The organism is Pseudomonas salicis, from assembly GCF_057128705.1.
In genome coordinates, this window is the sequence record NZ_JBSKHU010000002.1 from 470,619 (window position 1) to 493,172 (window position 22,554).

Here is a 22,554-nt window from a genome sequence, read left to right on the forward strand (position 1 = left end):
CTGCGGGGATTTTTTTATGGCCGCGAAAGACCCCATGGTTCAGCGGCAGGACCCATGAGTCAGGCCCCATGAGTGGCGCTGATCATCTGTAGGAGCGAATTCATTCGCGATTGGCCAGCGCAGCCGATACACCTCTGTCACCTGCCCCATTTTTCGCGAATGAATTCGCTCCCACAGGCGTACAGCGTCGGTTTTTTTGCACCGCAGCGCTGCACTCACGCTTGATAGCTTACATCTCCACCTGCGTACCCAGTTCGATCACACGGTTGTACGGCAGCTTGAAGAAGCGCAGGTTGCCGTTGGCATTCTTCAACATGAACGCGAACAAGCCTTCGCGCCAGCGCGCCATGCCGGCCAGTTTGGTCGAGACCACGGTTTCACGGCTGAGGAAGTAGGTGGTGCGCATCGGGCTGAAGTCCAGATCCGGCAGGTGACACAGCTTCAGCGCGGCAGGCACGTCGGGCTCGTCAATGAAGCCGAAGTGCAGAATGACCCGGAAGAAGCCTTCACCGTACGCCTCGACTTCAAAGCGTTGCGCGGCTGGCACCCTCGGGGTGTCTTCGTAGACGACGGTCAGCAGGACAACCTGCTCATGCAGCACCTGGTTATGCAGCAGGTTGTGCAGCAATGCGTGAGGAACAGCGTCCGGACGTGCGGTCAGGAACACGGCGGTACCCTGCACGCGATGTGGCGGCTGCACACGAATACTGCTGATGAAGATCGGCAGTGGCAGCCCGCCTTCGTCGATACGGTCCACCAGCAGCTGTTTGCCGCGCTTCCAGGTGGTCATCAGGATGAACAGCGCGATACCCGCCAGGAACGGGAACGCCCCACCCTGCACCACTTTCGGCACGTTGGCGGCGAAGAACAGGCCATCGACGAACAAGCAGCCCAACAGAATCGGGATCGCCACCAGCGGCGACCATTTCCACGCCAGCAGCATCACCGACGACACCAGAATGGTCGTGCACAGCATGGTGCCGGTCACAGCCACGCCGTAGGCCGATGCCAGCGCGCCGGACGATTCGAAGCCCAGCACCAGCAGGATCACACCCACCATCAGCGACCAGTTCACCGCGCCGATGTAAATCTGGCCTTGGGCATCGCTGGACGTGTGCTGGATATACATGCGCGGGATGTAACCCAGTTGAATGGCCTGGAGCGTCATGGAGAACGCGCCGGAAATTACCGCCTGCGAGGCGATGATGGTCGCCAGCGTCGACAGACCGATCAATGGCAACAGCGCCCAACTCGGCGCCAACAGATAGAACGGGTTACGCACGGCCTCGGGGTCCTCGATCACGAGGGCACCCTGGCCGAAATAGTTGAGAACCAGCGCTGGCAGCACCAGACCGAACCAGGCGCGGGAAATCGGCTTGCGACCGAAGTGGCCCATGTCCGCGTACAAAGCTTCAGCACCGGTCAGCGCCAACACCACAGCGCCGAGAACGGCCACACCAATGCCGGGATGATCGATAAAGAACCGCACGGCCCAAGCCGGGTTCACCGCGTGCAGCACTTCGGGCTGCTGAACGATGCCGTGAATACCGAGCACGCCAAGGGTGACGAACCACAGGACCATGATCGGGCCGAACATCACGCCGATCCGCGCCGTGCCGTGACGTTGAATGAGAAAGAGAGCCACTAGCACGATCAATGCAATGGGCACGACCCAATGATCCAGCCCGTCGAACGCCAGCTCCATCCCCTCGACCGCTGACAGCACCGAGATGGCCGGAGTGATCATGCTGTCGCCGTAGAACAAAGCAGCGCCAAACAGACCAAACACGATCATCGTCGCTTGCAGCTTCGGGAATTTGGCGGAGGCGCGCCGGGCCAGCGCCGTCAGCGCCATGATGCCGCCCTCGCCGTCGTTATCAGCGCGCAGCACCAAGGCCATGTACTTGAACGAAACGACCCACACCAGCGCCCAGAAAATCAGCGAGAGAATCCCCAACACCGAATCGTGGCCAGCTTGCACGCCATATCCGCCGACGAAGACTTCTTTGATCGTGTACAACGGGCTCGTACCGATATCGCCGTACGCCACCCCCACCGCTCCCACCAGCAGACTCAACGGTTTGACCGACGAATGCCCAACCTCTGCCTGACTCGTTGCGTGACCCATTTACCACTCCTGAAACCATGACCCGAGCACCGCGGCGCCCTGCTGTCAGATTGACCCACAGCGCACCTGTAAATTCCGATTCACCCGGCCGACAAGGGCCACCGGGTTCGACGCCGCGAAGCATAGCGCAGCACTCGTCGTAATTCTCGGTATAACGCTGGTCAATCGCCGGAGTCATCGCTAGAATTGCGCACTTTTTGATCAGAGGCGCACCAAGCGCCCAGTCAATGCCCAGGCCACACGCCGGGGCGTACCTACGCCGAGGTTAGTCAATGTCCACCGTCCCCACGTCTGCCGCCCCCAAGGTCGGCTTTGTCAGCCTTGGTTGCCCGAAGGCTCTGGTCGATTCCGAACGCATCCTTACCCAGCTGCGCATGGAAGGCTATCAGGTCGTGCCGACCTACGAAGACGCCGACGTGGTGGTGGTCAACACCTGCGGTTTCATCGACAGCGCCAAGGCCGAATCCCTGGACACCATTGGTGAGGCCCTCGCGGAAAACGGCAAGGTGATCGTCACCGGTTGCATGGGCGTGGACGAAAGCGTCATCCGCAACGTGCACCCAAGCGTACTGGCCGTGACCGGTCCGCAGCAGTATGAGCAAGTGGTCAACGCGGTGCACGACGCTGCGCCGCCGAAGCTCGACCACAATCCGCTCATTGACCTGGTGCCGCCGCAAGGCATCAAGTTGACGCCGCGCCACTACGCATACCTCAAGATTTCCGAGGGCTGTAACCACAGTTGCAGCTTCTGCATCATCCCGTCGATGCGCGGCAAGCTGGTCAGCCGCCCGGTGGGTGATGTGCTCGATGAAGCGCAGCGTCTGGTCAAGGCAGGCGTGAAAGAACTGCTGGTGATCTCTCAGGACACCAGCGCCTACGGCGTCGACGTCAAATACCGCACCGGCTTCTGGCAGGGCCAGCCGGTCAAGACCCGCATGACCGAACTCTGCCAGGCCCTGAGTTCGCTGGGCGTCTGGGTGCGTCTGCATTACGTCTACCCGTACCCGCACGTCGATGAAATCATCCCGTTGATGGCCGAGGGCAAAATCCTGCCGTACCTGGACATCCCGTTCCAGCACGCCAGCCCGAAAATCCTCAAGCTGATGAAGCGCCCGGCCTTCGAAGACAAGACCCTGGCGCGCATCAAGAAATGGCGCGAGCAATGCCCGGACCTGATCATCCGTTCGACGTTCATCGTCGGCTTCCCGGGCGAGACTGAAGAAGACTTCCAATACCTGCTGGACTGGCTGACCGAAGCGCAGCTGGACCGCGTAGGGTGCTTCCAGTATTCGCCAGTCGAAGGCGCGCCTGCCAACCTGTTGGATGCGCCGATCGTGCCGGACGACGTCAAACAGGATCGCTGGGACCGCTTCATGGCACACCAGCAAGCCATCAGCGCTGCACGGCTGCAAATGAAGATCGGCAAGGAAATCGAAGTGCTGATCGACGAAGTGGACGAACAGGGCTTCGTGGGCCGCTCGTTCTTCGATGCGCCTGAAATCGACGGGAACGTGTTCGTGGAAAGCGACCGCGACCTCAAGCCGGGCGACAAGGTCCTGTGCCGCGTGGTCGATGCCGACGAATACGACCTCTGGGCCGAGCCTGTCTAAGCCCCTCCGCGCTCCCTGCCTCATACACAACCCCGCCCTTCAAACGGCGGGGTTTGTTTTTTCTGGCTATCGTCACCACATCAGGAAAACGACAAGAAGAGGAGAAGAGGCAACATGACCCACCACTCGGTCATTTACCTGCCGAAAAAGCACGACTACGCCGAATTGACCCGTGTCTGGGAAGCTTCGGTTCGCGCCACCCATGATTTTCTGCCGGAAAATTACATCACGCTGCTCAGGAATCTTCTGGAGACCCAGTACTTGGACGCCGTGAACCTGTTCTGCACCCGCGACTCCCAATTGCACATCACTGGCTTTGGCGGCACCACCCCCGGGAAGCTGGAGATGCTGTTCATTGCGCCGGAGTATCGAGGGATGGGGCTGGGCAAAAAGCTGCTGGATTACGCCATCGAGCATTTTCAGGTGACTGAACTCGACGTGAACGAACAGAATCCGCAAGCGTTGGGGTTTTATGAGAAGCAGGGATTCGAGGTCGTGGGACGCTCGGAAGTGGATGGGCTGGGACGCCCGTATCCGATGTTGCGGATGCGCAAGGCAAGCAATCCCGCGTGTCAGGCGTCAGATAATTCTGACGCCCAACGCACGAGAGGTACTACGGTCATCAATCTTTTTTCGCGCCGGAACTGATGGTGCCGAAACGCTTGTTAAAGCCTGCGATACGGCCTTCCGTCGTGGTTTTACGGGTCTGCCCGGTGTACATCGGGTGCGAAGCGCTGGACACGTCCAGAGCGACATATGGGTAAGTGTTGCCGTCGCTGTGCTTCTGCGTGCGGTCAGTGTCGACCGTGGAACCGATCAGGAAAAACACGTCGGCAGCGGTGTCGTGAAACAGGACCTGACGGTACTCGGGGTGAATGTTCGGCTTCATGGTGCTCTCCAAATGTAATTAATCATGTAATACGTTATACAGTAACAATTACCAAAAGTTCAATCGCAACTTTTTTGTAACGGTTACAACTTTCGTCTTTGCTGAGGCCGCCAGTGCCGCTAAGGTTCGCGCCGCTGTCAAAAGCACCGCCCCGATACTGCCTCGGGAATGGAATCGATGAGTTACCAGGAGGTTGTGTAATGCCCATGATTGATCGCTATGAACTGTCCCTTCCCGGCCACATGCGGCTGATCGATGCACGAAGCGCGCTGAATTATCTGGAGCGCTTTATTCATGATGCCGATGGCCCGATCGACAGCAAGGTGCTGGCTGACAAGCTGGAGCCCCTGGTCGAAGCGCTTCACGACGCGTCTGATGAAACACGTCCGGTGGACGGAAGGGATGCGTTCGCTAGAGAAGTCTGCAGGCTGAACTACATCATGCTGTCCCTCCAGGAGCAGGAAGTCTTGCAAGAGATACGCAGCTGCACCGAAGAAGGGAGAGAAGAAATCTACGCGATGATCAGCGAAATTCAGGATCGTATGGCACAGCCTGATCCACAGTAATCGCTGTACGAGCTTATCCCACTCGTCACCCCTATAACCCGCAGAGGAGACATTGAAACCAACGAGGCGCGCCATTGCAGCGCGCCTTGCCTAAATCATGCCGCTTCCTGAAAGTCCATCTCGGGCGGCTGACGGCGGAAACCGCCTGTGAGCCACGCCAGGTAGATGCAACCCAGCGCCAGCCAGCTCAGGCCCAGGATAAGCGCCATCTTATCCAGGCTGACCATCAGCCACAGACACGCCACCGCACCGATGAGTGGAAAAATCAAAAACAGCACGAACTCACGTAAACCACGGTTCTTGGCGCCGATCCAGTAGTGGAAGATCACCGATACGTTGACGAGTGTGAAAGCGAGAAAAGCGCCAAAGTTGATGAAGGAAGTGGATGTCGTTACGTCCAGCTTCAGCGCCATTAGCGCCACTACGCCACACAACACGATGCTGTTGACCGGTGTGCCGAAGCGCTCACTGACGCGGCCAAAGAAAGAAGTCGAGAGCACGCCGTCCCGTCCCATCGCATACAGCAACCGCGATCCGCTCGCCTGAGCAGCCAGGCCCGACGCGAACTGTCCAACGACCATGCCAATCATGAAGAAGCTGACGAAGAGGTCACCGCCGATGTTCTTCGCGATCTCGTAGGCCGCTGAGTCCGAGTTTTCGAACACGACGGAGGGATGCGCCAGTTGTACGAAGTAAGAAACGACGATGAAGATCAAGCCACCGATTAGCGTGATGAGCATGATGGCTCGGGGAATGGTGCGAACCGGGTCTTTGGTTTCTTCGGTGAGCGTACTCACGGCGTCAAATCCCAGGAAGGAGTAACAGGCAATGGCCGATCCGCCCATGATCAGGGGCAACTTCATTTCGCCCGAGATAAATGGGGACAATGTCCAAAGAGGCGTACTCGCGTCTCCGGCGATGTAGTGAATGCACAGCACCACAAACGCTACCAACACCAGCATCTGGATGAGCATCAGCAACGCGCTGACTTTATTGGCCAACTTCAAGCCAACGATGTTGATGACGCTGGTGATGATAATGAAGGCGAGTACCCAAACCGCCTGAGGCACTGACGGAAACGCAGACCCCAGGTAAGCGGCGCCGATGAGCCAAATCGCCATCGGAAGGAAGAGATAATCGAGCAGAACGGCCCAGCCAGCGAGGAAGCCCAGTTTGGGACTGATGGCCTTTCGCACGTAGCTATAGGCTGATCCCGCCACTGGATACGCAGCGGCCATGTGGCCATAGCTCAAGGCGGTAAAAAACATCGGAATCAATGCGGCCAGATAAGCGGCCGGCACCATGCCGTTGGTTGATGTGGCGAGAATGCCGAATGTTGCCAGAACGACGGTAGGGGTCATGTAGGCGATGCCAAAAAGCACCACCGCCCCCAATGAGAGAGTGCGTTGCAGACGAGCCATGAGCTGTTACTCCGGGATTATTGGTTTTATGGCAGAGAAAACTTCGGCGGAACAAAAACGTTATTTTTATCGGTGAATACACATCGCTCTCACCTCAGAGTGAGAGCGATGAACGATTGAAGCCGGGCCTCAGGGGATCAAGAGCTCCCGTAGACCATTGGCATGCTCGATCACTTCGCCAGGGAGGCGTATGCGCTGATCATCCAGGTACCGATAGTCCTGACGCGCCGCCTGTAGTTGGCTGAAGTCGAGTTCAAGACTGAATTGGGATTCTTCACGCCCGGCTTCATGCAGAAGCGTGCCGAAGGGGTTGACCAACGCACTTCCACCCGCGAACACCAGACTGCCCGTACCCGCTTCTACGCGGTTGACCATGATCGCCAGCGTTTGATTCTCCTGCGCCCGCGCCATGATTGCGGTGCGGTGGACAGGACCGTAAGGGTCCATGTTGCCGTTGGTGACGATCAGAAGATCGACGCCCAATTGGGCCAAAGCTCGTGCTGTTTCCGGGAACTCGATGTCGTAGCAAATCAGCAGCCCTACGCGCACACCGTTCCATTCACAGGTGGCGTAACGGTCGCCCGGCAGAAACACGTTTCGCTCCGACGGCCACAGGTGGGTCTTGCGGTAGCGAAGCGCGATTCCCTCGGGCGTGATCAGCAAGGTGGTGTTGTAGAACCGGCCTTCATCGTTTTCGGCAAAGCCAATGGCAACCGCGATATTTCGGGCGCGGGCGGCATTCTGCACCGCTTGCACGGTGGGGCCGCTCACCGGTTCGGCAACGGCAGCCACCGTCTCCACGGTGGGAAAACCCATCAGGTAAGTCTCTGGGAACACCACCAGTTGGGTGTCTGGATCGCAAGCGTCGATCGCCGCAAGGGCACGTTGCAAGTTGTGGGCTGTGTCACTGTCCCGGCCCGACAATTGGGCAAATTCGACCTTCATGGGTTCTCCTTATCGAGTCACGCTGCCGATCCGGCGAAAAATGCTGGCCTGATCATTGGCTCTGCGGGCAGTATGCGCATCAGCATGTGTTACGGGGTATTACGCAGCTGTAGTAACCCAATAGGGGTAGTTCAATGACCATCGCACTTCAGGACATCGCCTGGCATCGCTCGGTCGCGCAGTTGATCGAAGCGCTGGACCGGCCGAACTTCTGGGCGCAACTGGTGCGCCTGCTCGATCAATACGTCAGCTTCGATAGTTGGGTAGTGCTGCAATTCAGCGCTGGCCAACGCCCTCTGGTCTTTGCGGAATCCCCCGGCGAGGACGGCAGCCCCGACCAGTTGTTTCAGGACTACCTCAAAGGTTTGTACCTGCTCGATCCCTTCTACATCGCCAGTCGCGAGCGCTCGCAAAGCGGCCTGTTTCGCCTGGCCGAGGTGGCGCCTGAACACTTCGAATTGACCGAGTATTACCAGCGCTATTTTCGTTTGAACGTCGTGGCCGACGAGATCCAGTTCAATTGCCAGCTCGATGGCGACCGCACCCTCTGCCTGTCTCTCGGTTCGAAGCAACGCTTCAGCGCCGAACAGATCGCCCTGCTGTCGATGATTCAACCGTGGGTCATTGCGCTGCTGCGTCAGCGGCTGCCCTTGGAGTTGGCAGAGCCAGTGTCGGATCACGAACCGCCTGCTGCGCAACTGCCAGTCACTGACTGGCGTACGCAATTGGAAGCGTCGGTGCAACAGAGCCGGGGCGCTCAGTTGACGGCCCGGGAACTGGATGTGGGGCGCCTGATGCTCAGCGGCTGCTCCAGCAAGGAAATTGCGCGCAAATTGGATATATCCGCCGAGACCGTGCGCGTACACAAGAAACATATCTACAGCAAACTGGGGATCAAATCGCAATCCGAGCTGTTTTCGATTTTCCTTCAGGCCCAAAGCGCTTGAAGCAAAGCAAAGTCTTGCCGAACGAAGGCGCGGCACAGCGCTACCCCAATCACCGTGGAAAGACCTAAAGGATCGCCTATGAGCCTGTCCCTTCTAAGCCGTTACGCTTTTTTTGTCGGCTGCGTGCTGTTTACACTTTTGAGTCTCCCGTTCCTGCATCACGAATGGCTGTGGCCCTTCACCCTCGTCACCGCCTTGCTCAGCCTGGTCGGTATTTTTGACCTGATTCAGGTGCCGCACTCGGTCCGTCGCAACTACCCGATCCTGGGCAATATCCGCTATGCCGTTGAAACCATTCGCCCGGAAATTCGCCAGTATCTGCTGGAGTCCGACAGCGACGCCCTGCCCTTTTCCCGCGCACAACGCTCACTGGTTTACGCCCGCGCCAAGAACGAATCGGCCGACAAGCCGTTCGGCACGCTGATCGACGTGTACCAGCCGGGTTTCGAGTTCATCAGCCACTCCATGCGCCCCGCGCCTTTGTCCGACCCCAATCTGTTCCGTGTCACGGTGGGCGGCCCGCAGTGCACGCAGCCGTACTCGGCGTCGATTTTCAACATCTCCGCGATGAGCTTCGGCTCGCTCAGCGCCAACGCCATTCGCGCGCTGAACAAAGGCGCCAAGCTGGGCAACTTCGCCCACGACACAGGCGAGGGCAGCATCAGCCCGTATCACCGTGAAAACCGTGGCGACCTGACGTGGGAGCTGGGCAGCGGCTATTTCGGCTGCCGCACGGAGGATGGTCGCTTCGACCCCGAGAAGTTCGCGAAACAGGCACAGGACCCGCAGGTACGGATGATCGAAATCAAGATGAGCCAGGGCGCGAAACCGGGCCACGGCGGCATCTTGCCGAAACACAAGGTCACCCGAGAAATCGCCGACACACGCGGCATTCCCATGGGCGAAGACTGCATCTCCCCGTCGCGCCACAGCGCGTTTTCCACCCCGTTCGAGATGATGCAATTCATCGGTCAATTGCGTGAGCTGTCAGGCGGCAAACCGGTGGGATTCAAGTTCTGCCTGGGCCATCCGTGGGAGTTCATGGGCATTGCCAAAGCGATGCTGGAAACCGGCATCCTCCCTGACTTCATCGTCGTCGACGGTACGGAAGGCGGGACAGGCGCGGCACCGGTGGAATTCACCGACCACATGGGCGTGCCGATGCGCGAAGGACTGCTGTTCGTGCATAACACGCTGGTGGGCCTGAACCTGCGGGACAAGATCAAGCTCGGCGCCAGCGGCAAGATCGTCAGCGCGTTCGACATCGCCAGCGTGTTGTCCATCGGTGCTGACTGGGCCAACTCGGCGCGGGGCTTCATGTTCGCCATCGGCTGTATTCAGTCCCAAAGCTGCCACACCAACAAGTGCCCAACCGGGGTCGCGACCCAAGACCCGCTGCGCCAGCGTGCCCTCGTCGTGCCCGACAAGGCCCAGCGCGTTTACAACTTCCACCGCAGCACCCTGCACGCTCTCGCAGAGATGATTGCGGCCGCAGGCCTGGATTCGCCATCGCAACTGGAGGCCAGGCACCTGGTTCGCCGCCAGTCCGCCACGGAAGTGAAACTGTTTTCGGAATCCCACGTATTCCTGAAACCGGGCCAGCTGCTTAACGGCATCGTCGACGACAGCTTCTATTCCCGCATGTGGCGCATGGCACGGCCGGACAGCTTTGAGGCGAACGAGATCTGAGTCACCCCCGTGTGATCGGCCGTCATTTAGTCGATCACACGGAACGCCCGGTATTTATAACGCGCGCTGCCTTCGGGGGCTTTCAGCTCGATAAACCCGGCATTACCAACCCGGACGATGTCGTAGAAGCGGTTACTGATCACCTGCTCTGGCGCGACACCGTGAGTCAATGCCGGAAATTCGTGCCATGACGCACTGGCCACGTTGGTAATGCCGGTCATGGCAAGCCGCTCGGCGGTGGTGATCTGTGGCACCGTCAGCATGAACTTGATCCCGGGCATCGCCTCCATGACGGCCGCCGTCGAACCCGGCACCCACAGCTCATAAGGTCTGGACGGCAGCAGGTAAAAATCCTCCACCGTGCGCAGTCGTGGGTCTGAAGCGAGGTCGTGGCTGAGACTGTAAACCACCGACGTTTCGAACGCCTTCTGGGCGACCAACACCCGGCCATAGGCATACGAGAAAGACAGCATGCCCAAGAGCGGGATCATCAACAGCCCGCTCAACAGGGGGTGGGCAAGCCGAAGCACGTTTCGAGCAAGGTAAAACGCCAGCACGATCCCGCACGCAAAAGCGATCAAGGTTCGTGGTCCCAACGCGAAGTCTGCGATGAACAGCAAAGGTCCGGGCACAACGACCGCCATCGTGAACAGGGCCACGAAACACAGCAGCCCCAAAGCCCATCGCTCCCAACGCGGGCGCTTTCCCGAGCGTATCGACCAAAGCAGTTGACCAAGCCCCGCCAGCACCAAGACGCCCATCACGATGAACAGCCACCGATTGCTGTCGTTCACGAACATGCCGAAGACACCGCCAATCTTCTCTGCCCGCCATTGCAGCAAGGCGCCCCACCCCTCATCCATGTGAGCAACCTCACCGCGAAGGCTGGTGTAAAACTGAAATGCCGTGACGCCGTACAGCAGCAGGCCGATCGTTAGTTGGATCATCCGTTCAGCTATTGCACTTACCGTCGCACGGAGGGTGGCGCCGTCGCGAACTGCACGCAAACAGTCGATACAACACAGGCAAACGAATATCTGCACGGTGATTTGATACAAGCCAGTCGCCACGGCGATCAAGAGGCCCGCCACACACACCCTCACCCATCCGCGCTTGTCTGCAAAGGTGATCGCAAACACCACACAACATACCCCGAGCAGCACCATGGGGCCGTCATATTGGTAATTGAGGATGCCCAAAATAAACGGGGCGTAGAGTAGCGGCATGACCACCTGCGTATCCAGCAGGCAAGGTTGCGGGAAGTAATGTCGGCACAAAGATACCAACGCGGCCACCAGTAAGGGCAGCACGAGCAACAACGGCAGCGGGAACACATCGACCGACAACGTGTTGAAGCTCGCGCCGGTTTGGGCGAGCTCCATGAAAAGGCGACCCTGTGACCGCCAGAGGTTTTCCCCCAGAAACAGTGTCCGTGCAGCATCGTCGTAGTAGCTGTAATCCGCTTGAACGATCGGGAACACGAAGAGCGCCACCGAGACCCCGAATACGGTGACCTGCTCCCAAGGTCGGAGGGTTCTGAGGCACCTGTCAGACAGCCGCACCTGATTCTCCCGATGTGTCTTCGATGTGTTCGTCCGAGGCCGACTCATGCTTCAAGACGTTTTTGATCACGTAGCGCGGTCGGTGCTTGCTCTCCAGGTAAATTCTCGAGCACCACTTCCGCGCCGTCACCCCACGCTTCGATCAGTTGAGCGATGACGCTGATCGGATCCTGAAGATCGACGTCTACCGGAATCACTGCGTCGCCCGTGGCGTATTCGATGCCTGCGAACAGCGCCGCCTCTTTGCCGAAGTTGCGCGACAACGTCAGCAGCACGACGAGAGGGTCGCGCTGAACAATGCGCTTCGCGATCCGGCTTGTCTGATCCTGGCTGCCGTCGTCGATGAACACGATCTCGACCGTCCAACGCCGCAGTTGCACACCCTCGCGGACAGCCCGGTAAAACAGGCCGATGGAACGTTTTTCGTTGTAGAGCGGCACCACCAGCGAGACGTTCACAGAATGCGGTCCTGAAACACGACATGCCGGGCGAACGTGTACCCCAGCACCAGGCTCACGGCGCAGAACACGACGAGCGTCACCCAGGGCGCCAACACTCAGACTGACCATCCCCATGAACGCGCCATACAGCCAGTAACGTCGCCAAGAGCGATGACTGTCGAAAGTAAACTGGGCATTGAGCAAGAAGGAGAGCGACACCGCTGCAAGAAATCCGATCAGATTGCTGCTGGTCTGGTTCATCCCCCACAGCAGGTTGCACGCCAAAAAGATCAGAGCGTGAACAGCACTGTTAACTAACCCTACCAGGCAATAGCGGGTGATTCGATGCAGTGTCGTCATGGGCGACAATCCGTGTCCATACCGTCCTGGCCACTGCAGACCCGCACCGGCTGCGAGTCATGAACCTCCGTTTTTTCAAGTGAAGCTTCTCTCGTAACCCACTGCATGACCGATGGTCGGACGCGAGGTCTTGATCGGCCGCTCTGGTCCAGCGATCTCTCCTGTTACTGTAAACATTCTGTAATACCCGTCCTTTGCATTTCATGCCCGAAAGCGCCACCCTGCGCGCCGCCGATCAGCCCCCACTGGCGGTGCGGAACCAAGGCCAGGCATGGCCCTCTTCTTTAAACAGACTTTCAAAGAGCTCACCGTCATGACGAACGGACGCGACCATCGAATCGACTTCTTTCGAGGTCTGGCGCTGATCTTCATTTTTTGGGATCACGTACCGGAAAACCCCTTCGCGCAATTGACCCTGCGCAACTTCGGCTTCAGCGATGCGGCGGAGGTCTTCGTTTTTCTGGCGGGTTACGCCGCTGTGCTGGCCTACGGAAAAGTCGCTCAGCGTGACGGTTACGTGGTCGCATGCATCCGCATCTTGCGCCGAACGTGGGTGTTGTACGTGGCGCATATCTTTCTGCTGACGCTGCTGATGGGGATCGTCTTCGTCGCCAACAACCATGTCGACACCCGTGACATGGTGCGCGAGATGGGTCTTGAGTATTTCGTCAGCAACCCTCAGCAGGCCTTGGCGGACGAATTGCTGCTGCGTTTCAAGCCCAACCTCACCGATCCGCTGCCGCTGTATATCCTGCTAATGGGCACGTTGCCGCTGGTGCTGCCGATCATGCTGCGTAATGCAGCTGTCGCGGTCGGCCTGTCGATTGCCCTGTACATGATGGTGCCGCTGTCCGGGTGGAACCTTCGGGCGTATGAAGGCGGTGGTTACTGGTATTTCAACCCGGTGGCCTGGCAGTTGATCTTCGTTCTCGGCGGCGCGTTCGCGATGTACACGCAACGGCCTTCAACCCCTGCCCTTCAACCGCGCCCACTCTGGCGTCAGCCGCTGTTTCTGATCGCAGGGATTTACCTGCTGATCGCTGGCACCATTACCTTTCTGTGGAAATTTCCCGCGATTCACGACGCCCTGCTGCCCAAGGCCTTTACCGACCTGATCTACCCGATCAGCAAAACCGACCTGTCGCCCCTGCGTTTGCTGCACTTCGTCGCGCTGGTGTACGTCGTGGCGAAAGCGCTGCCGTCCTCACAGGCCTGGCTCAACAACTGGCCCGCCCAACAAACCTGCCGCATGGGCCGCTACTCACTGGAAATCTTCTGCCTGGGCGTACTCCTCGCGCCGTTGGCTGACGGCATCAACGCCCTGGCGGGTGACGTCTGGCAGATGCGCGTGATCACGGCATGGGTCGGTCTGGGCCTGATGTTGCTATTGTCCAATTGGCTCGAACTGAACAAGCGACTCGGCACCCCGAAAGTGCCCCAAGTCGCGGGGGTTTGACCTTGTAGCCGCACGGCTTGCCAAGGGTGACGATTTCTGTGGGAGCGGATTCATTCTGCTCACAAATTTTTCCCCCTCCCCGCCCAGCGTCTAAGCTTGTAGTCAGGTGCGATTAACAGGTTTAACCGGGCCAGCGATATGGGCGCTTTGTGGCATTCCGATGCGAAGAAGGCTGCAGTCACGGCTGACAGTCAGGGGAACGTTCCAGAACCAACACGCCCGAGCCACTGGCGTCATGTGTGGCGAGTGCTGTTGCTTCTGTTGCTGGCGGGATTGGTGATCCTGGGATTTGCCGTCGCTTCGGAAGTGCGCAGTTCGAGGCTTCAGGCGCGAGAGTTCACCCGGTTGGCCCACGACCTCAAATACACAGTCGAGCCTGGCGCCAGCGATGCGATTCTGTACCCCGGCGACGGCCCGTTCGACAAACGCCTAGGCTATTCATCGCTGGGCGAATTCCTGCCCAAACTGCTCAAGCGCGATTACCGCATCACGGAACAATCGCAATTTTCCCCTGATCTGCTCGCCTACGCCAAACGCGGCTTTTTCGTGCCTTACGAAGAAAAAAGCCAATCCGGCCTGACTATCGCCGACTGCCGAGGCGACGCGCTTTATCAGTTCACCTACCCCCAACAGCTGTACCCGACTTTCGCGTCGATCCCACCTGTGGTGGTCAATAGCCTGCTGTTCATCGAAAACCGCGACCTGCTCGACCCTCGGCAGCCCCTCGCCAACCCTGCCGTGGACTGGCCGCGCTTCCTCAAGGCCGCCGTGTCGCAAGTGGCGAAGATGGTCGGATTGCCAGGCCAGTCGGCGGGGGGGAGTACGCTGGCCACGCAACTGGAAAAATACCGCCACTCGCCGGATGGTCTGACCCAGTCGGGCGGCGAAAAGATTCGTCAGATGGTCTCCGCCAGCGTGCGCGCCTATCAGCCAGGTTCGGAAACGCTGGAAGCCCGCCAGCGTGTGGTCCGTGACTACCTCAACAGCGTGCCGCTGTCGGCTGTTCCGGGGCATGGCGAAGTGCATGGCATGGCGGAAGGGCTGCGCGTCTGGTACGACGCCGATTTTGACCGCACCAACACACTGCTGGCGTCTCCCGCCAAAGACGCGAAGACCCTGGCGGCGCAGGGCCTGGCCCTGCGTGAAGTGCTGTCTTTGGTGATCGCGCAACGCAGGCCTTCGCATTATCTGGCCAAGGGTCGCAAGGAATTGGCCGACCTGACCGACAGCCATATCCGTCTGCTGGCGCAGAACAAAGTGATCGACCAGGCCCTCGCTGACGCTGCGCTGAATGCCACCGTGACCTATCGCGATTGGGTGCAGCAGCCGACCGTGCAGCCCATCGAAACCAACAAGGGCATTACCGTGGCGCGCACGCGTCTTTCCAACATGCTCAATCGTCCGCTGTACGATCTGGATCGCCTCGATCTGTCAGCGACGAGCACCCTGCAAAACGACCTGCAAGCCAGCGTCGGCCAATATTTGCGTGACCTTGCCAACCCCGAATACGCCGCAAAATTGGGGTTACTCGGTGAGCATCTGCTGACCCCGGCCAGCACTCAAGCCGTGCGCTACAGCTTCACGCTGTTCGAGCGCGACCTTGATGGCTCGCGGGTGCGAGTGCAGACCGACAGCACCGATCAGCCGTTCGACATCAACGAAGGCAGCAAGCTGGAGCTAGGCTCTACAGCGAAGATGCGCGTGCTGACGACCTATCTGCAAATCATCACCGAACTGCACGACAAGTACGCGGGCATGAGCAACGCCGAGCTTAAGAAAGTGCCGGTCGAAGAACCTGATCGACTAAGCCGCTGGGCCTTGGATTATCTGATGCAGAACCCGGATCGCGACCTGTCGAAAATGCTCGCCGCCGCGCTTGACCGCAAATACTCGGCCAGCCCCGGCGAGAATTTCTTCACGGGCGGCGGCATGCATCACTTCAATAATTTTCGGCGCGAAGACAACGAGCGCAACCCCACCCTGCGCGACGCGCTGCGGGAGTCGATCAACTTGCCGTTCATTCGGCTGATGCGGGACGTGGTGCGCTACGTCACTTATCAAGGGCCGAACAACAGCGCGGTATTGATGAAGGACGACAGCGACCCTCGGCGTCAGGAATACCTGGCAGACTTCGCCGACCGCGAAGGCACGTCTTTTTTGCTGCGGTTCTGGAAACGCTACAAAAACAAAACCACGCAAGACCGCCTCGACACTTTCCTCGACGGCGTGCATCCCTCGGCCAGTCGCATGGCCGCCGTACACCGCTACCTGCTGCCGAACGCCAGCCAGAGCGCGTTCAACGCCTTCGTTCGTGCTCACACCGTCGCAGATAAATCTCAGCCACCCGTCACCGAGAAACGGCTGGACGACCTGTATTTCGCCTACGGACCGGGCAAGTTTGACCTGCCGGATCAGGGCTATATCGCCCGCGTTCACCCACTGGACCTGTGGCTTGTGGGCTACCTGCTGCAAAACCCCGACGCGAAGTTCAAGGATGCGGTCGCCGCCAGCCGGTTCGAGCGCCAAGAGGTGTACAGCTGGCTGTTCAAGAGCCGTCACAAAAGTGCCCGCGACAGCCGTATCCGGACGATGCTGGAGATCGAAGCGTTCCTCGACATTCATCAGCGCTGGCAAAAGCTGGGCTACCCCTTCGACCATTTGGTGCCGTCGCTGGCCACCGCGATTGGCAGCTCGGGGGATCGTCCGGCCGCGCTGGCGGAGCTGATCGGCATCATTCAGAACGACGGCATTCGCCTGCCGGTGTTGCGCATCGACAGCCTGCATTTCGCCGCCGACACGCCTTATGAAACCCTGCTCACCAACAACCCGGAACTGGGCAAACGCGTGTTGCCGTCAGAGGTGGCGACGGCCATGCGCGAGGCGTTGTCGCAGGTGGTGGATGCCGGGACTGCACGGCGCGTGTCCGGCAGCTTCAAGACTGAGAATGGCACGGCACTGGCCATGGGCGGCAAGACCGGGACGGGTGACAACCGCATCGAAAGCTTCGGTTCGGGCGGCCGAATTCTGGCGTCGAAGGCGATCAACCGCACGGCCACGTTCGTGTTCTACATCGGCGACAACCACTTCGGCACCTTGACGGCCTATGTGCCGGGACGCGCCGCCGAAGCCTTCAAATTCACCTCCGCCCTGCCAGTGCAGGTGCTCAAGGGGATGGCGCCGATTCTCAACCGCTACCTTGAACCGGGAACGTATACCCAGTGCAAGGCACCGCCTGCGGCGCAAGTGGCGAGCACCCATTAAGCCCCCCCCCACGGATGGCCCCTGTAGGAGCGAATTTATTCGCGATTGGCCGGTACATCCGATGGAGATGCAGCGGCTGCACAATCGATTCGCGAATGAATTCGCTCCCACAGAGACAACCCGCTTGCAGCGACACATTTCCATGGGTCGCATTCCTCGCATGCCTCCCAGATGAGAACCGTTCGTCTTAACACCTCTTGCAGACAATTTAAGATATATCTTAAGGTATATCTAACACGTAACGAGAGATGACAAACGATGAGAGACCACTCACACCACCACCCCCATCATCATCGCCCTCACTTCGGTGAACACGGCGACGGTCGCGATGGATTCGAACAACGCACAGGCCGGGAACGCGGCGGACGCGGCCCTCGGGTCTTTGCCCCAGGCGATCTGAAATTACTGCTGTTGGCGTTGGTTGCCGATCAGCCCTGCCACGGTTACGACCTGATTCGCCAGATCGAAGGCCTGTTTGACGGCGCCTACAGCCCGAGTCCGGGCGTGATTTATCCGACGCTGACCTTTCTCGAAGAAAGCGAATGGGTCATCGGCGACGCCGAAGGCGGCAAGAAGCGCTACCGGATCACCGAAGCCGGCCAGCAGTTTCTGGTCGAGCAGGCGGTTGCCCTCGACGGCGTGAAGATGCGCATCCAGGTCAGCAAACGTTCGCTGCGTGGGCATGACCGTCCCCCAGAAATTCACGAGGCTGTTCACAACCTGCGTCACGCTCTGCAAATGCACCATGGTCGCTGGACGCCGGAAGAAATCATCCGCGTGCGCGACCTGTTGAACGAAACCGCAAAAGCCGTCGCCGATGGCCCCCACACTGCTTCGGAGAAATCCGTATGAATGCTCCGCAATCGATCCATCGCGTCAGCCACGAAATCAAGCGCCGCAAACTCCAAGTGCTGCGCATCACCGACATCACCCCCCGCATGCGCCGTGTCACGCTGCATGGCCCGGAACTGACCGGTTTCATCAGCCTCGGGACGGACGATCATGTGAAATTGCTGTTCGCGACGACGCCGGAAGAACAGGCGGCGCTGGACAACTTCGTTCCCGGACCAAATGCATCAGACGGCCCACGACCTGCGATGCGCGATTACACGCCTCGTCGTTACGACGCCGAAACGGGCGAGCTGGACATCGATTTCGTGCTGCACGGCGATGGCCCTGCCGCGACCTGGGCCGCGCAGGCTGAGGCGGGACAGTTTCTGTACATCGCGGGTCCACGGGGTTCGATGATTGTGCCGGACATGTTCGACAGCTATCTGCTGATCGGCGACGAAACCGCCCTGCCGGCCATCGCCCGCCGTCTTGAAGAACTGGCGAGCAATCGTCGGGCGCTGGTGGTGGTCGAGATCGAAGACGAGGCTGAGCGGCAGGCGTTGGTGAGCAAGGCGCAGGTCGAGGTGATTTGGGTGGTACGGGGCGAGCAAGACCTGCTTGAGGTCACGCGTCAACTGACCCTGCCCGAGGGTGATCTATACGCCTGGGTCGCAACGGAATCGACGCTGTCACGCAAGGTTCGCCGGGTGTTGCTCGACGAGTTCAAGCTCGATGAAGCGGCGGTGAAAGCTGCGGGTTACTGGCGTATTGCCGGTTCAGAGGAAGAGTAAACACCACACATTTGTGGGAGCCGACTCGCCGGCCCCCACAATGTCCGTCAGTCTGACCTTGCGCGATCGATCAACCAAATCACTAACCCGATCCCCACAAACCCCGCCAAGACACCGAACGCATTGATCAACGCGCGCTCGGTCCCCAACGTGCCGATGTCCAGAAACGGGTAGAGGTAATCACCGAACATGTTTCCGCGAAACAGCAGGTAACCAAAGTACAGCGTCGGGTACAGCATCCACATCAGCACATGCTTCAGGCGTAACTCGCCCCTGCTAACGTACAGCCACCAATAGCCGAGAAACGCGAGGGGCATGACGTCGTGCAACAATTCGTCGGCAAGCTTCTGCCAGCCTTCCGGGCTCCACAAATGCCGCAGCAACACGTTGTAGGCGATGCTCACCAGGAGAATGCTGGTGGTGATGCCCGCGCACACGACAGGCGATCTGAAAAACCGGTGCCCGCTTGAATGCCGGTCCGTGATGGCGCAGGTCAATGCGGTCGCCACCAGCGTGTTTGTCAGCACGGTGAAAAAACTGAAGAACTTCACCAAACCGCCGATCAGACTCGCCTGATCGGTCCATCGCCCCCAAAGAATCAGGTACAGCTGCACCGCCAGCGCGAACCAGCCGAGGAGCGCGGCGACGGTCGCGTAACGACGCTGACCGGGCGTGAGGTGCAACGTGGAGCTGTGCATTTTTTGATCGATCCTGGAAGGTGAAAGCGCTCGATCACCAACGTTTGGTGCGCGCCAGTTTCACGTACAGGGATTCGACCTTCTCCCGCGCCCAAGGTGTCTTGCGCAAAAACGTCAGGCTCGACTTGATGCTCGGATCGCTCTTGAAGCAACGAATGTCGATCCGCTCCGCCAGTCCCGACCATTCGTAATGCTCGACCAGCCGGTTGAGGATTTGCTCCAGCGTCACGCCATGCAGCGGATTGTCGTTGGGTGTGGTCATGGCGGGCCTATGTGTCATCGGTGGGGAGTCATGTTCGCGAGGTGCGCACCTTAGCGGAGGTGCTGTTCAGTGTGAAGCAGAAGCGCGCCTGTCGCTGGACCCCAGGAGCGAATTCACTCGCGAGACGGTGGTACATCCGACATCTCTCTGGGGGTTGTAACTGCCCTTCGCGAATGAATTCACCCCTAGAGAGATTGCGCATCAGCCTGGTGAGCGTAGCCAACCCACACAACCGATTCCAAAATGATTGCATTTTTATTGTTATGTTATAACACTAACAGGCTGAACACTTGAGTCTCACCCTGCCAAGGAAAATGCAGCATGTCCCGCTTCCCCAAATCCTCACTCTGGCGCCTGACGCCGTTGGCCACTTCGCTGCTCATCGCCTCCCCGGTGTACGCCATCGAACTGGAACAACAAACCATCACCGCCAATCCGCTAGGCAGCGACCAGTTGGCATCGCCCAGCACTGTATTGACCGGCGATGAGCTGACGCTGCAACAGAAAGGCAGCCTCGGCGAAACCCTGAACAAGCAGCCAGGCGTGTCGTCGTCGTATTTCGGGCCGGGCGCCAGTCGGCCGATCATTCGCGGGCAGGACGGCGACCGGATTCGTCTGCTGCGTAACGGCGTCGGTGCGCTGGACGCGTCATCGCTGTCCTACGACCACGCGGTGCCGTTTGACCCGGTCAACGTTGACCGTATCGAAATCGTGCGCGGCCCGGCTGCCCTGCTCTATGGCGGCAGTGCCATCGGCGGCGTGGTCAACACCTTTGACAATCGCATCCCCACCGAAGCCATCGAAGGCATTCAGGGCGCGGGCGAATTGCGCTATGGCGGCGCCGACACCACGCGCAGTAGCGCGGGCAAGCTGGAAGCGGGCAACGGCACGTTCGCCTTGCACCTGGATGCCAACGCGCGCGAATTCAACGACCTGAAAATCCCCGGTTACGCCCGCACCGCCGATGAACGTGCTCGTGACCCGGATGGCGGCGACAAGAAGCACCGACTCGGCAACAGCGACGGGCGTCAGGACGGCGGCGCTGTCGGCGGTTCCTACACATGGGAGGACGGTTACGCGGGGCTTTCCTACAGCAATTACGACTCCAACTACGGATCGCCCGCCGAACAAGACGTGCGCATCCGCATGAAGCAGGACCACTACGCGTTCGCTTCCGAGATTCGCAACCTGTCAGGTCCATTCAGCTCGGTGAAGCTCGACGCTGGTTATACCGAATACAAACACATGGAGATCGAGGACGGCGAAGTCGGCACCACGTTCAAGAACAAGGGCTACGAAGCCCGGGTCGAAGCGCGCCATCAGCCGATTGGCCCGCTCAACGGGGTGATAGGTGCCCAAGTAACGCGCACTGAATTCTCGGCGCTGGGCGAAGAAGCTTTCGTACCCCAGACCGATACCGATGCGGGTGCGCTGTTCATTCTCGAAGAGCTGCAAGCCACTGATCGTCTGAAGCTGAGTCTGGGCGGTCGTCTGGAACACACCACTGTCGACCCGGACGGCAAAGGCAACGAACGCTTCGCCAACGCGGATCGCTCCAGCAGCTTCACGGCAGGCAGCCTGTCTTCTGGCGCGGTCTACACCCTGACGCCGATCTGGTCCCTGGCCGCCACCTTGGGCTACACCGAGCGCGCCCCGACGTTCTACGAGCTGTACGCCAACGGCGCCCACGTCGCGACCGGTACTTATGAAGTGGGCGATGCCGGTCTGTCGAAAGAGAAAGCGGTCTCCAGCGACTTGGCGCTGCGCTTCGACAATGGCACGCACAAAGGCAGTGTTGGTGTGTTCTACAGCCACTTCTCCAATTACATCGGCTTGCTGGGAACAGGTCGTACGCTGAACGACGACGGCGAGGAAGATGCCGACGGGATTCCGGAATACACCTATTCCGGCGTGCGGGCGCGCTTTGCAGGATTCGAGGCCCAGGACCACTGGAAACTGGGCGAAAGCCGTTACGGAAAATTCGCCTTGGAGTTGTCAGGCGATTACACCCGCGCCACCAACCTCGACACCGGCGAAGCCCTGCCCCGTATCGCCCCGCTGCGCCTGAACAGCGGCCTGCTGTGGGAACTGGACAAGTGGCAGGCGCGCATTGATGTCGAACACGCGGCGTCTCAAGGTCGCGTGCCGGACAACGAAACTGGCACCGACGGCTACACCACCCTCGGCGCAAGTGCAGGTTATAAGTTCAACGTCGGCGGCAGTCAGTGGCTGGCGTTCGTCAACGGCGAAAACCTGACCAACCAGACCGTGCGTTACGCCAGCTCGATTCTGCGCGACATCGCACCGGCGCAAGGCCGAAGCATTGAAGTGGGGTTGCGCACGACGTTCTGATAGTCGAGCGCTGACATTCAAACGACATAGAACCTGTGGGAGCGAATTTATTCGGGATGGGCCGTTCAGACGACACATAGATATCGCCTGTCCGATCTTTCGCGAATGAATTCGCTCCCACAGTTGGTCTCGCGTCAGGTCCTAAATACGGCGGAATACGCAAAACCCTATGGGTCCTGTATTCAGCACGGCTGCATAAAAATCTCAAAAAACTTATCTGTACGCTCACTGCAAGGGTTGACCACGTTCATCCGATCCGCAAAGTCTGCGCAACCCTCACCCATATAAGAGACAGCGCTACCCCATCTTTTCGGGACTGTTGCGTTAATCGTAACTATTCATGTCG

General features: G+C 59.3%; 18 protein-coding genes and 1 pseudogene. 10 read left to right on the forward strand and 9 right to left on the reverse strand.

Going from position 1 to position 22,554, the window contains the following annotated elements:
- Positions 1–229: 229 nt before the first annotated feature.
- Positions 230–2,128: a potassium transporter Kup gene (locus tag ACWKWE_RS08400; protein WP_483850252.1), complete on the reverse strand. Its 1,899-nt coding sequence runs from the start codon at positions 2,126–2,128 to the stop codon at positions 230–232.
- Between the two features lie 272 nt (positions 2,129–2,400).
- Between ACWKWE_RS08400 and rimO the strand changes: the two genes are divergently transcribed.
- Both rimO and ACWKWE_RS08410 read left to right on the forward strand, forming a co-directional pair.
- Positions 2,401–3,738, forward strand: a complete 1,338-nt coding sequence (gene rimO, locus ACWKWE_RS08405) for a 30S ribosomal protein S12 methylthiotransferase RimO (protein ID WP_166596245.1) — start codon at positions 2,401–2,403, stop codon at positions 3,736–3,738.
- Between the two features lie 114 nt (positions 3,739–3,852).
- The gene (locus tag ACWKWE_RS08410) at positions 3,853–4,386 is read left to right on the forward strand and encodes a GNAT family N-acetyltransferase (RefSeq protein ID WP_483850253.1); all 534 of its coding nucleotides are present in this window, start codon (positions 3,853–3,855) and stop codon (positions 4,384–4,386) included.
- On the opposite strand, the gene ACWKWE_RS08415 is transcribed toward ACWKWE_RS08410, so the two are convergent.
- Positions 4,361–4,627 carry a type B 50S ribosomal protein L31 gene (locus ACWKWE_RS08415; protein WP_166596243.1) on the reverse strand — a complete coding sequence of 89 codons (267 nt, stop codon included), beginning with the start codon at positions 4,625–4,627 and terminating at the stop codon, positions 4,361–4,363. The two genes, ACWKWE_RS08410 and ACWKWE_RS08415, sit on opposite strands and share 26 nt — an antisense overlap.
- Positions 4,628–4,827: 200 nt before the next feature.
- Between ACWKWE_RS08415 and ACWKWE_RS08420 the strand changes: the two genes are divergently transcribed.
- The gene (locus ACWKWE_RS08420; RefSeq protein ID WP_166596242.1) at positions 4,828–5,193 is read left to right on the forward strand and encodes a hypothetical protein; all 366 of its coding nucleotides are present in this window, start codon (positions 4,828–4,830) and stop codon (positions 5,191–5,193) included.
- Between the two features lie 95 nt (positions 5,194–5,288).
- On the opposite strand, the gene ACWKWE_RS08425 is transcribed toward ACWKWE_RS08420, so the two are convergent.
- Positions 5,289–6,614: an APC family permease gene (locus ACWKWE_RS08425; protein ID WP_483850254.1), complete on the reverse strand. Its 1,326-nt coding sequence runs from the start codon at positions 6,612–6,614 to the stop codon at positions 5,289–5,291.
- A 129-nt stretch (positions 6,615–6,743) separates the two neighbouring features.
- On the reverse strand, positions 6,744–7,559 hold the full coding sequence (locus ACWKWE_RS08430) for a carbon-nitrogen hydrolase family protein (protein WP_483850255.1): 816 nt from the start codon (positions 7,557–7,559) through the stop codon (positions 6,744–6,746).
- A gap of 134 nt (positions 7,560–7,693) precedes the next feature.
- On the opposite strand from ACWKWE_RS08430, the gene ACWKWE_RS08435 reads away from it, so the two are divergent.
- Positions 7,694–8,506 carry a helix-turn-helix transcriptional regulator gene (locus ACWKWE_RS08435; RefSeq protein ID WP_166596239.1) on the forward strand — a complete coding sequence of 271 codons (813 nt, stop codon included), beginning with the start codon at positions 7,694–7,696 and terminating at the stop codon, positions 8,504–8,506.
- Between the two features lie 78 nt (positions 8,507–8,584).
- A complete protein-coding gene (locus ACWKWE_RS08440; RefSeq protein WP_483850256.1) occupies positions 8,585–10,195 on the forward strand; it encodes an FMN-binding glutamate synthase family protein in 1,611 nt (536 codons plus the stop codon).
- 26 nt (positions 10,196–10,221) lie between these two features.
- Here ACWKWE_RS08440 and ACWKWE_RS08445 read toward each other — a convergent pair whose 3' ends face one another.
- From ACWKWE_RS08445 to ACWKWE_RS08455, 3 genes and pseudogenes are all read right to left on the reverse strand, one after another.
- Positions 10,222–11,676: a glucosyltransferase domain-containing protein gene (locus tag ACWKWE_RS08445; RefSeq protein ID WP_483850257.1), complete on the reverse strand. Its 1,455-nt coding sequence runs from the start codon at positions 11,674–11,676 to the stop codon at positions 10,222–10,224.
- 125 nt (positions 11,677–11,801) lie between these two features.
- Positions 11,802–12,215 (reverse strand): glycosyltransferase, encoded by a 414-nt coding sequence (locus ACWKWE_RS08450; protein WP_483850470.1) that lies wholly within the window; start codon positions 12,213–12,215, stop codon positions 11,802–11,804.
- Positions 12,216–12,335: 120 nt separating this feature from the next.
- A pseudogene (locus ACWKWE_RS08455) lies at positions 12,336–12,557 on the reverse strand (GtrA family protein); the annotation flags it as partial.
- 313 nt (positions 12,558–12,870) lie between these two features.
- Here ACWKWE_RS08455 and opgC point away from each other — a divergent pair.
- The 4 genes from opgC to ACWKWE_RS08475 all read left to right on the forward strand — a co-directional run bounded on the left by opgC (position 12,871) and on the right by ACWKWE_RS08475 (position 18,896).
- On the forward strand, positions 12,871–14,013 hold the full coding sequence (opgC, locus tag ACWKWE_RS08460) for an OpgC domain-containing protein (RefSeq protein WP_483850258.1): 1,143 nt from the start codon (positions 12,871–12,873) through the stop codon (positions 14,011–14,013).
- 138 nt (positions 14,014–14,151) lie between these two features.
- Positions 14,152–17,274 (forward strand): transglycosylase domain-containing protein, encoded by a 3,123-nt coding sequence (locus ACWKWE_RS08465; protein ID WP_483850259.1) that lies wholly within the window; start codon positions 14,152–14,154, stop codon positions 17,272–17,274.
- A 258-nt stretch (positions 17,275–17,532) separates the two neighbouring features.
- A complete protein-coding gene (locus tag ACWKWE_RS08470; protein WP_166596233.1) occupies positions 17,533–18,126 on the forward strand; it encodes a PadR family transcriptional regulator in 594 nt (197 codons plus the stop codon).
- Positions 18,123–18,896, forward strand: a complete 774-nt coding sequence (locus ACWKWE_RS08475; RefSeq protein ID WP_166596232.1) for a siderophore-interacting protein — start codon at positions 18,123–18,125, stop codon at positions 18,894–18,896. Before ACWKWE_RS08470 ends, ACWKWE_RS08475 begins: the two co-directional genes overlap by 4 nt.
- A gap of 47 nt (positions 18,897–18,943) precedes the next feature.
- Here ACWKWE_RS08475 and ACWKWE_RS08480 read toward each other — a convergent pair whose 3' ends face one another.
- A complete protein-coding gene (locus ACWKWE_RS08480) occupies positions 18,944–19,594 on the reverse strand; it encodes a Pr6Pr family membrane protein (RefSeq protein ID WP_166596231.1) in 651 nt (216 codons plus the stop codon).
- 34 nt (positions 19,595–19,628) lie between these two features.
- Positions 19,629–19,856 (reverse strand): VF530 family protein, encoded by a 228-nt coding sequence (locus tag ACWKWE_RS08485; protein ID WP_166596230.1) that lies wholly within the window; start codon positions 19,854–19,856, stop codon positions 19,629–19,631.
- Between the two features lie 321 nt (positions 19,857–20,177).
- Here ACWKWE_RS08485 and ACWKWE_RS08490 point away from each other — a divergent pair, with 321 nt between their 5' ends.
- Positions 20,178–22,208 (forward strand): TonB-dependent receptor, encoded by a 2,031-nt coding sequence (locus ACWKWE_RS08490; RefSeq protein WP_483850260.1) that lies wholly within the window; start codon positions 20,178–20,180, stop codon positions 22,206–22,208.
- Positions 22,209–22,554: the final 346 nt, after the last annotated feature.

Excerpts from the sequence above, each read along its gene's own strand:
- ACWKWE_RS08400 (WP_483850252.1), bottom strand. The coding sequence starts at position 2,128 with ATGGGTCACGCAACGAGTCAGGCAGAGGTTGGGCATTCGTCGGTCAAA.
- rimO (WP_166596245.1), top strand. The coding sequence starts at position 2,401 with ATGTCCACCGTCCCCACGTCTGCCGCCCCCAAGGTCGGCTTTGTCAGC.
- ACWKWE_RS08410 (WP_483850253.1), top strand. The coding sequence starts at position 3,853 with ATGACCCACCACTCGGTCATTTACCTGCCGAAAAAGCACGACTACGCC.
- ACWKWE_RS08415 (WP_166596243.1), bottom strand. The coding sequence starts at position 4,627 with ATGAAGCCGAACATTCACCCCGAGTACCGTCAGGTCCTGTTTCACGAC.
- ACWKWE_RS08420 (WP_166596242.1), top strand. The coding sequence starts at position 4,828 with ATGCCCATGATTGATCGCTATGAACTGTCCCTTCCCGGCCACATGCGG.
- ACWKWE_RS08425 (WP_483850254.1), bottom strand. The coding sequence starts at position 6,614 with ATGGCTCGTCTGCAACGCACTCTCTCATTGGGGGCGGTGGTGCTTTTT.
- ACWKWE_RS08430 (WP_483850255.1), bottom strand. The coding sequence starts at position 7,559 with ATGAAGGTCGAATTTGCCCAATTGTCGGGCCGGGACAGTGACACAGCC.
- ACWKWE_RS08435 (WP_166596239.1), top strand. The coding sequence starts at position 7,694 with ATGACCATCGCACTTCAGGACATCGCCTGGCATCGCTCGGTCGCGCAG.
- ACWKWE_RS08440 (WP_483850256.1), top strand. The coding sequence starts at position 8,585 with ATGAGCCTGTCCCTTCTAAGCCGTTACGCTTTTTTTGTCGGCTGCGTG.
- opgC (WP_483850258.1), top strand. The coding sequence starts at position 12,871 with ATGACGAACGGACGCGACCATCGAATCGACTTCTTTCGAGGTCTGGCG.
- ACWKWE_RS08465 (WP_483850259.1), top strand. The coding sequence starts at position 14,152 with ATGGGCGCTTTGTGGCATTCCGATGCGAAGAAGGCTGCAGTCACGGCT.
- ACWKWE_RS08470 (WP_166596233.1), top strand. The coding sequence starts at position 17,533 with ATGAGAGACCACTCACACCACCACCCCCATCATCATCGCCCTCACTTC.
- ACWKWE_RS08475 (WP_166596232.1), top strand. The coding sequence starts at position 18,123 with ATGAATGCTCCGCAATCGATCCATCGCGTCAGCCACGAAATCAAGCGC.
- ACWKWE_RS08480 (WP_166596231.1), bottom strand. The coding sequence starts at position 19,594 with ATGCACAGCTCCACGTTGCACCTCACGCCCGGTCAGCGTCGTTACGCG.
- ACWKWE_RS08485 (WP_166596230.1), bottom strand. The coding sequence starts at position 19,856 with ATGACCACACCCAACGACAATCCGCTGCATGGCGTGACGCTGGAGCAA.
- ACWKWE_RS08490 (WP_483850260.1), top strand. The coding sequence starts at position 20,178 with ATGTCCCGCTTCCCCAAATCCTCACTCTGGCGCCTGACGCCGTTGGCC.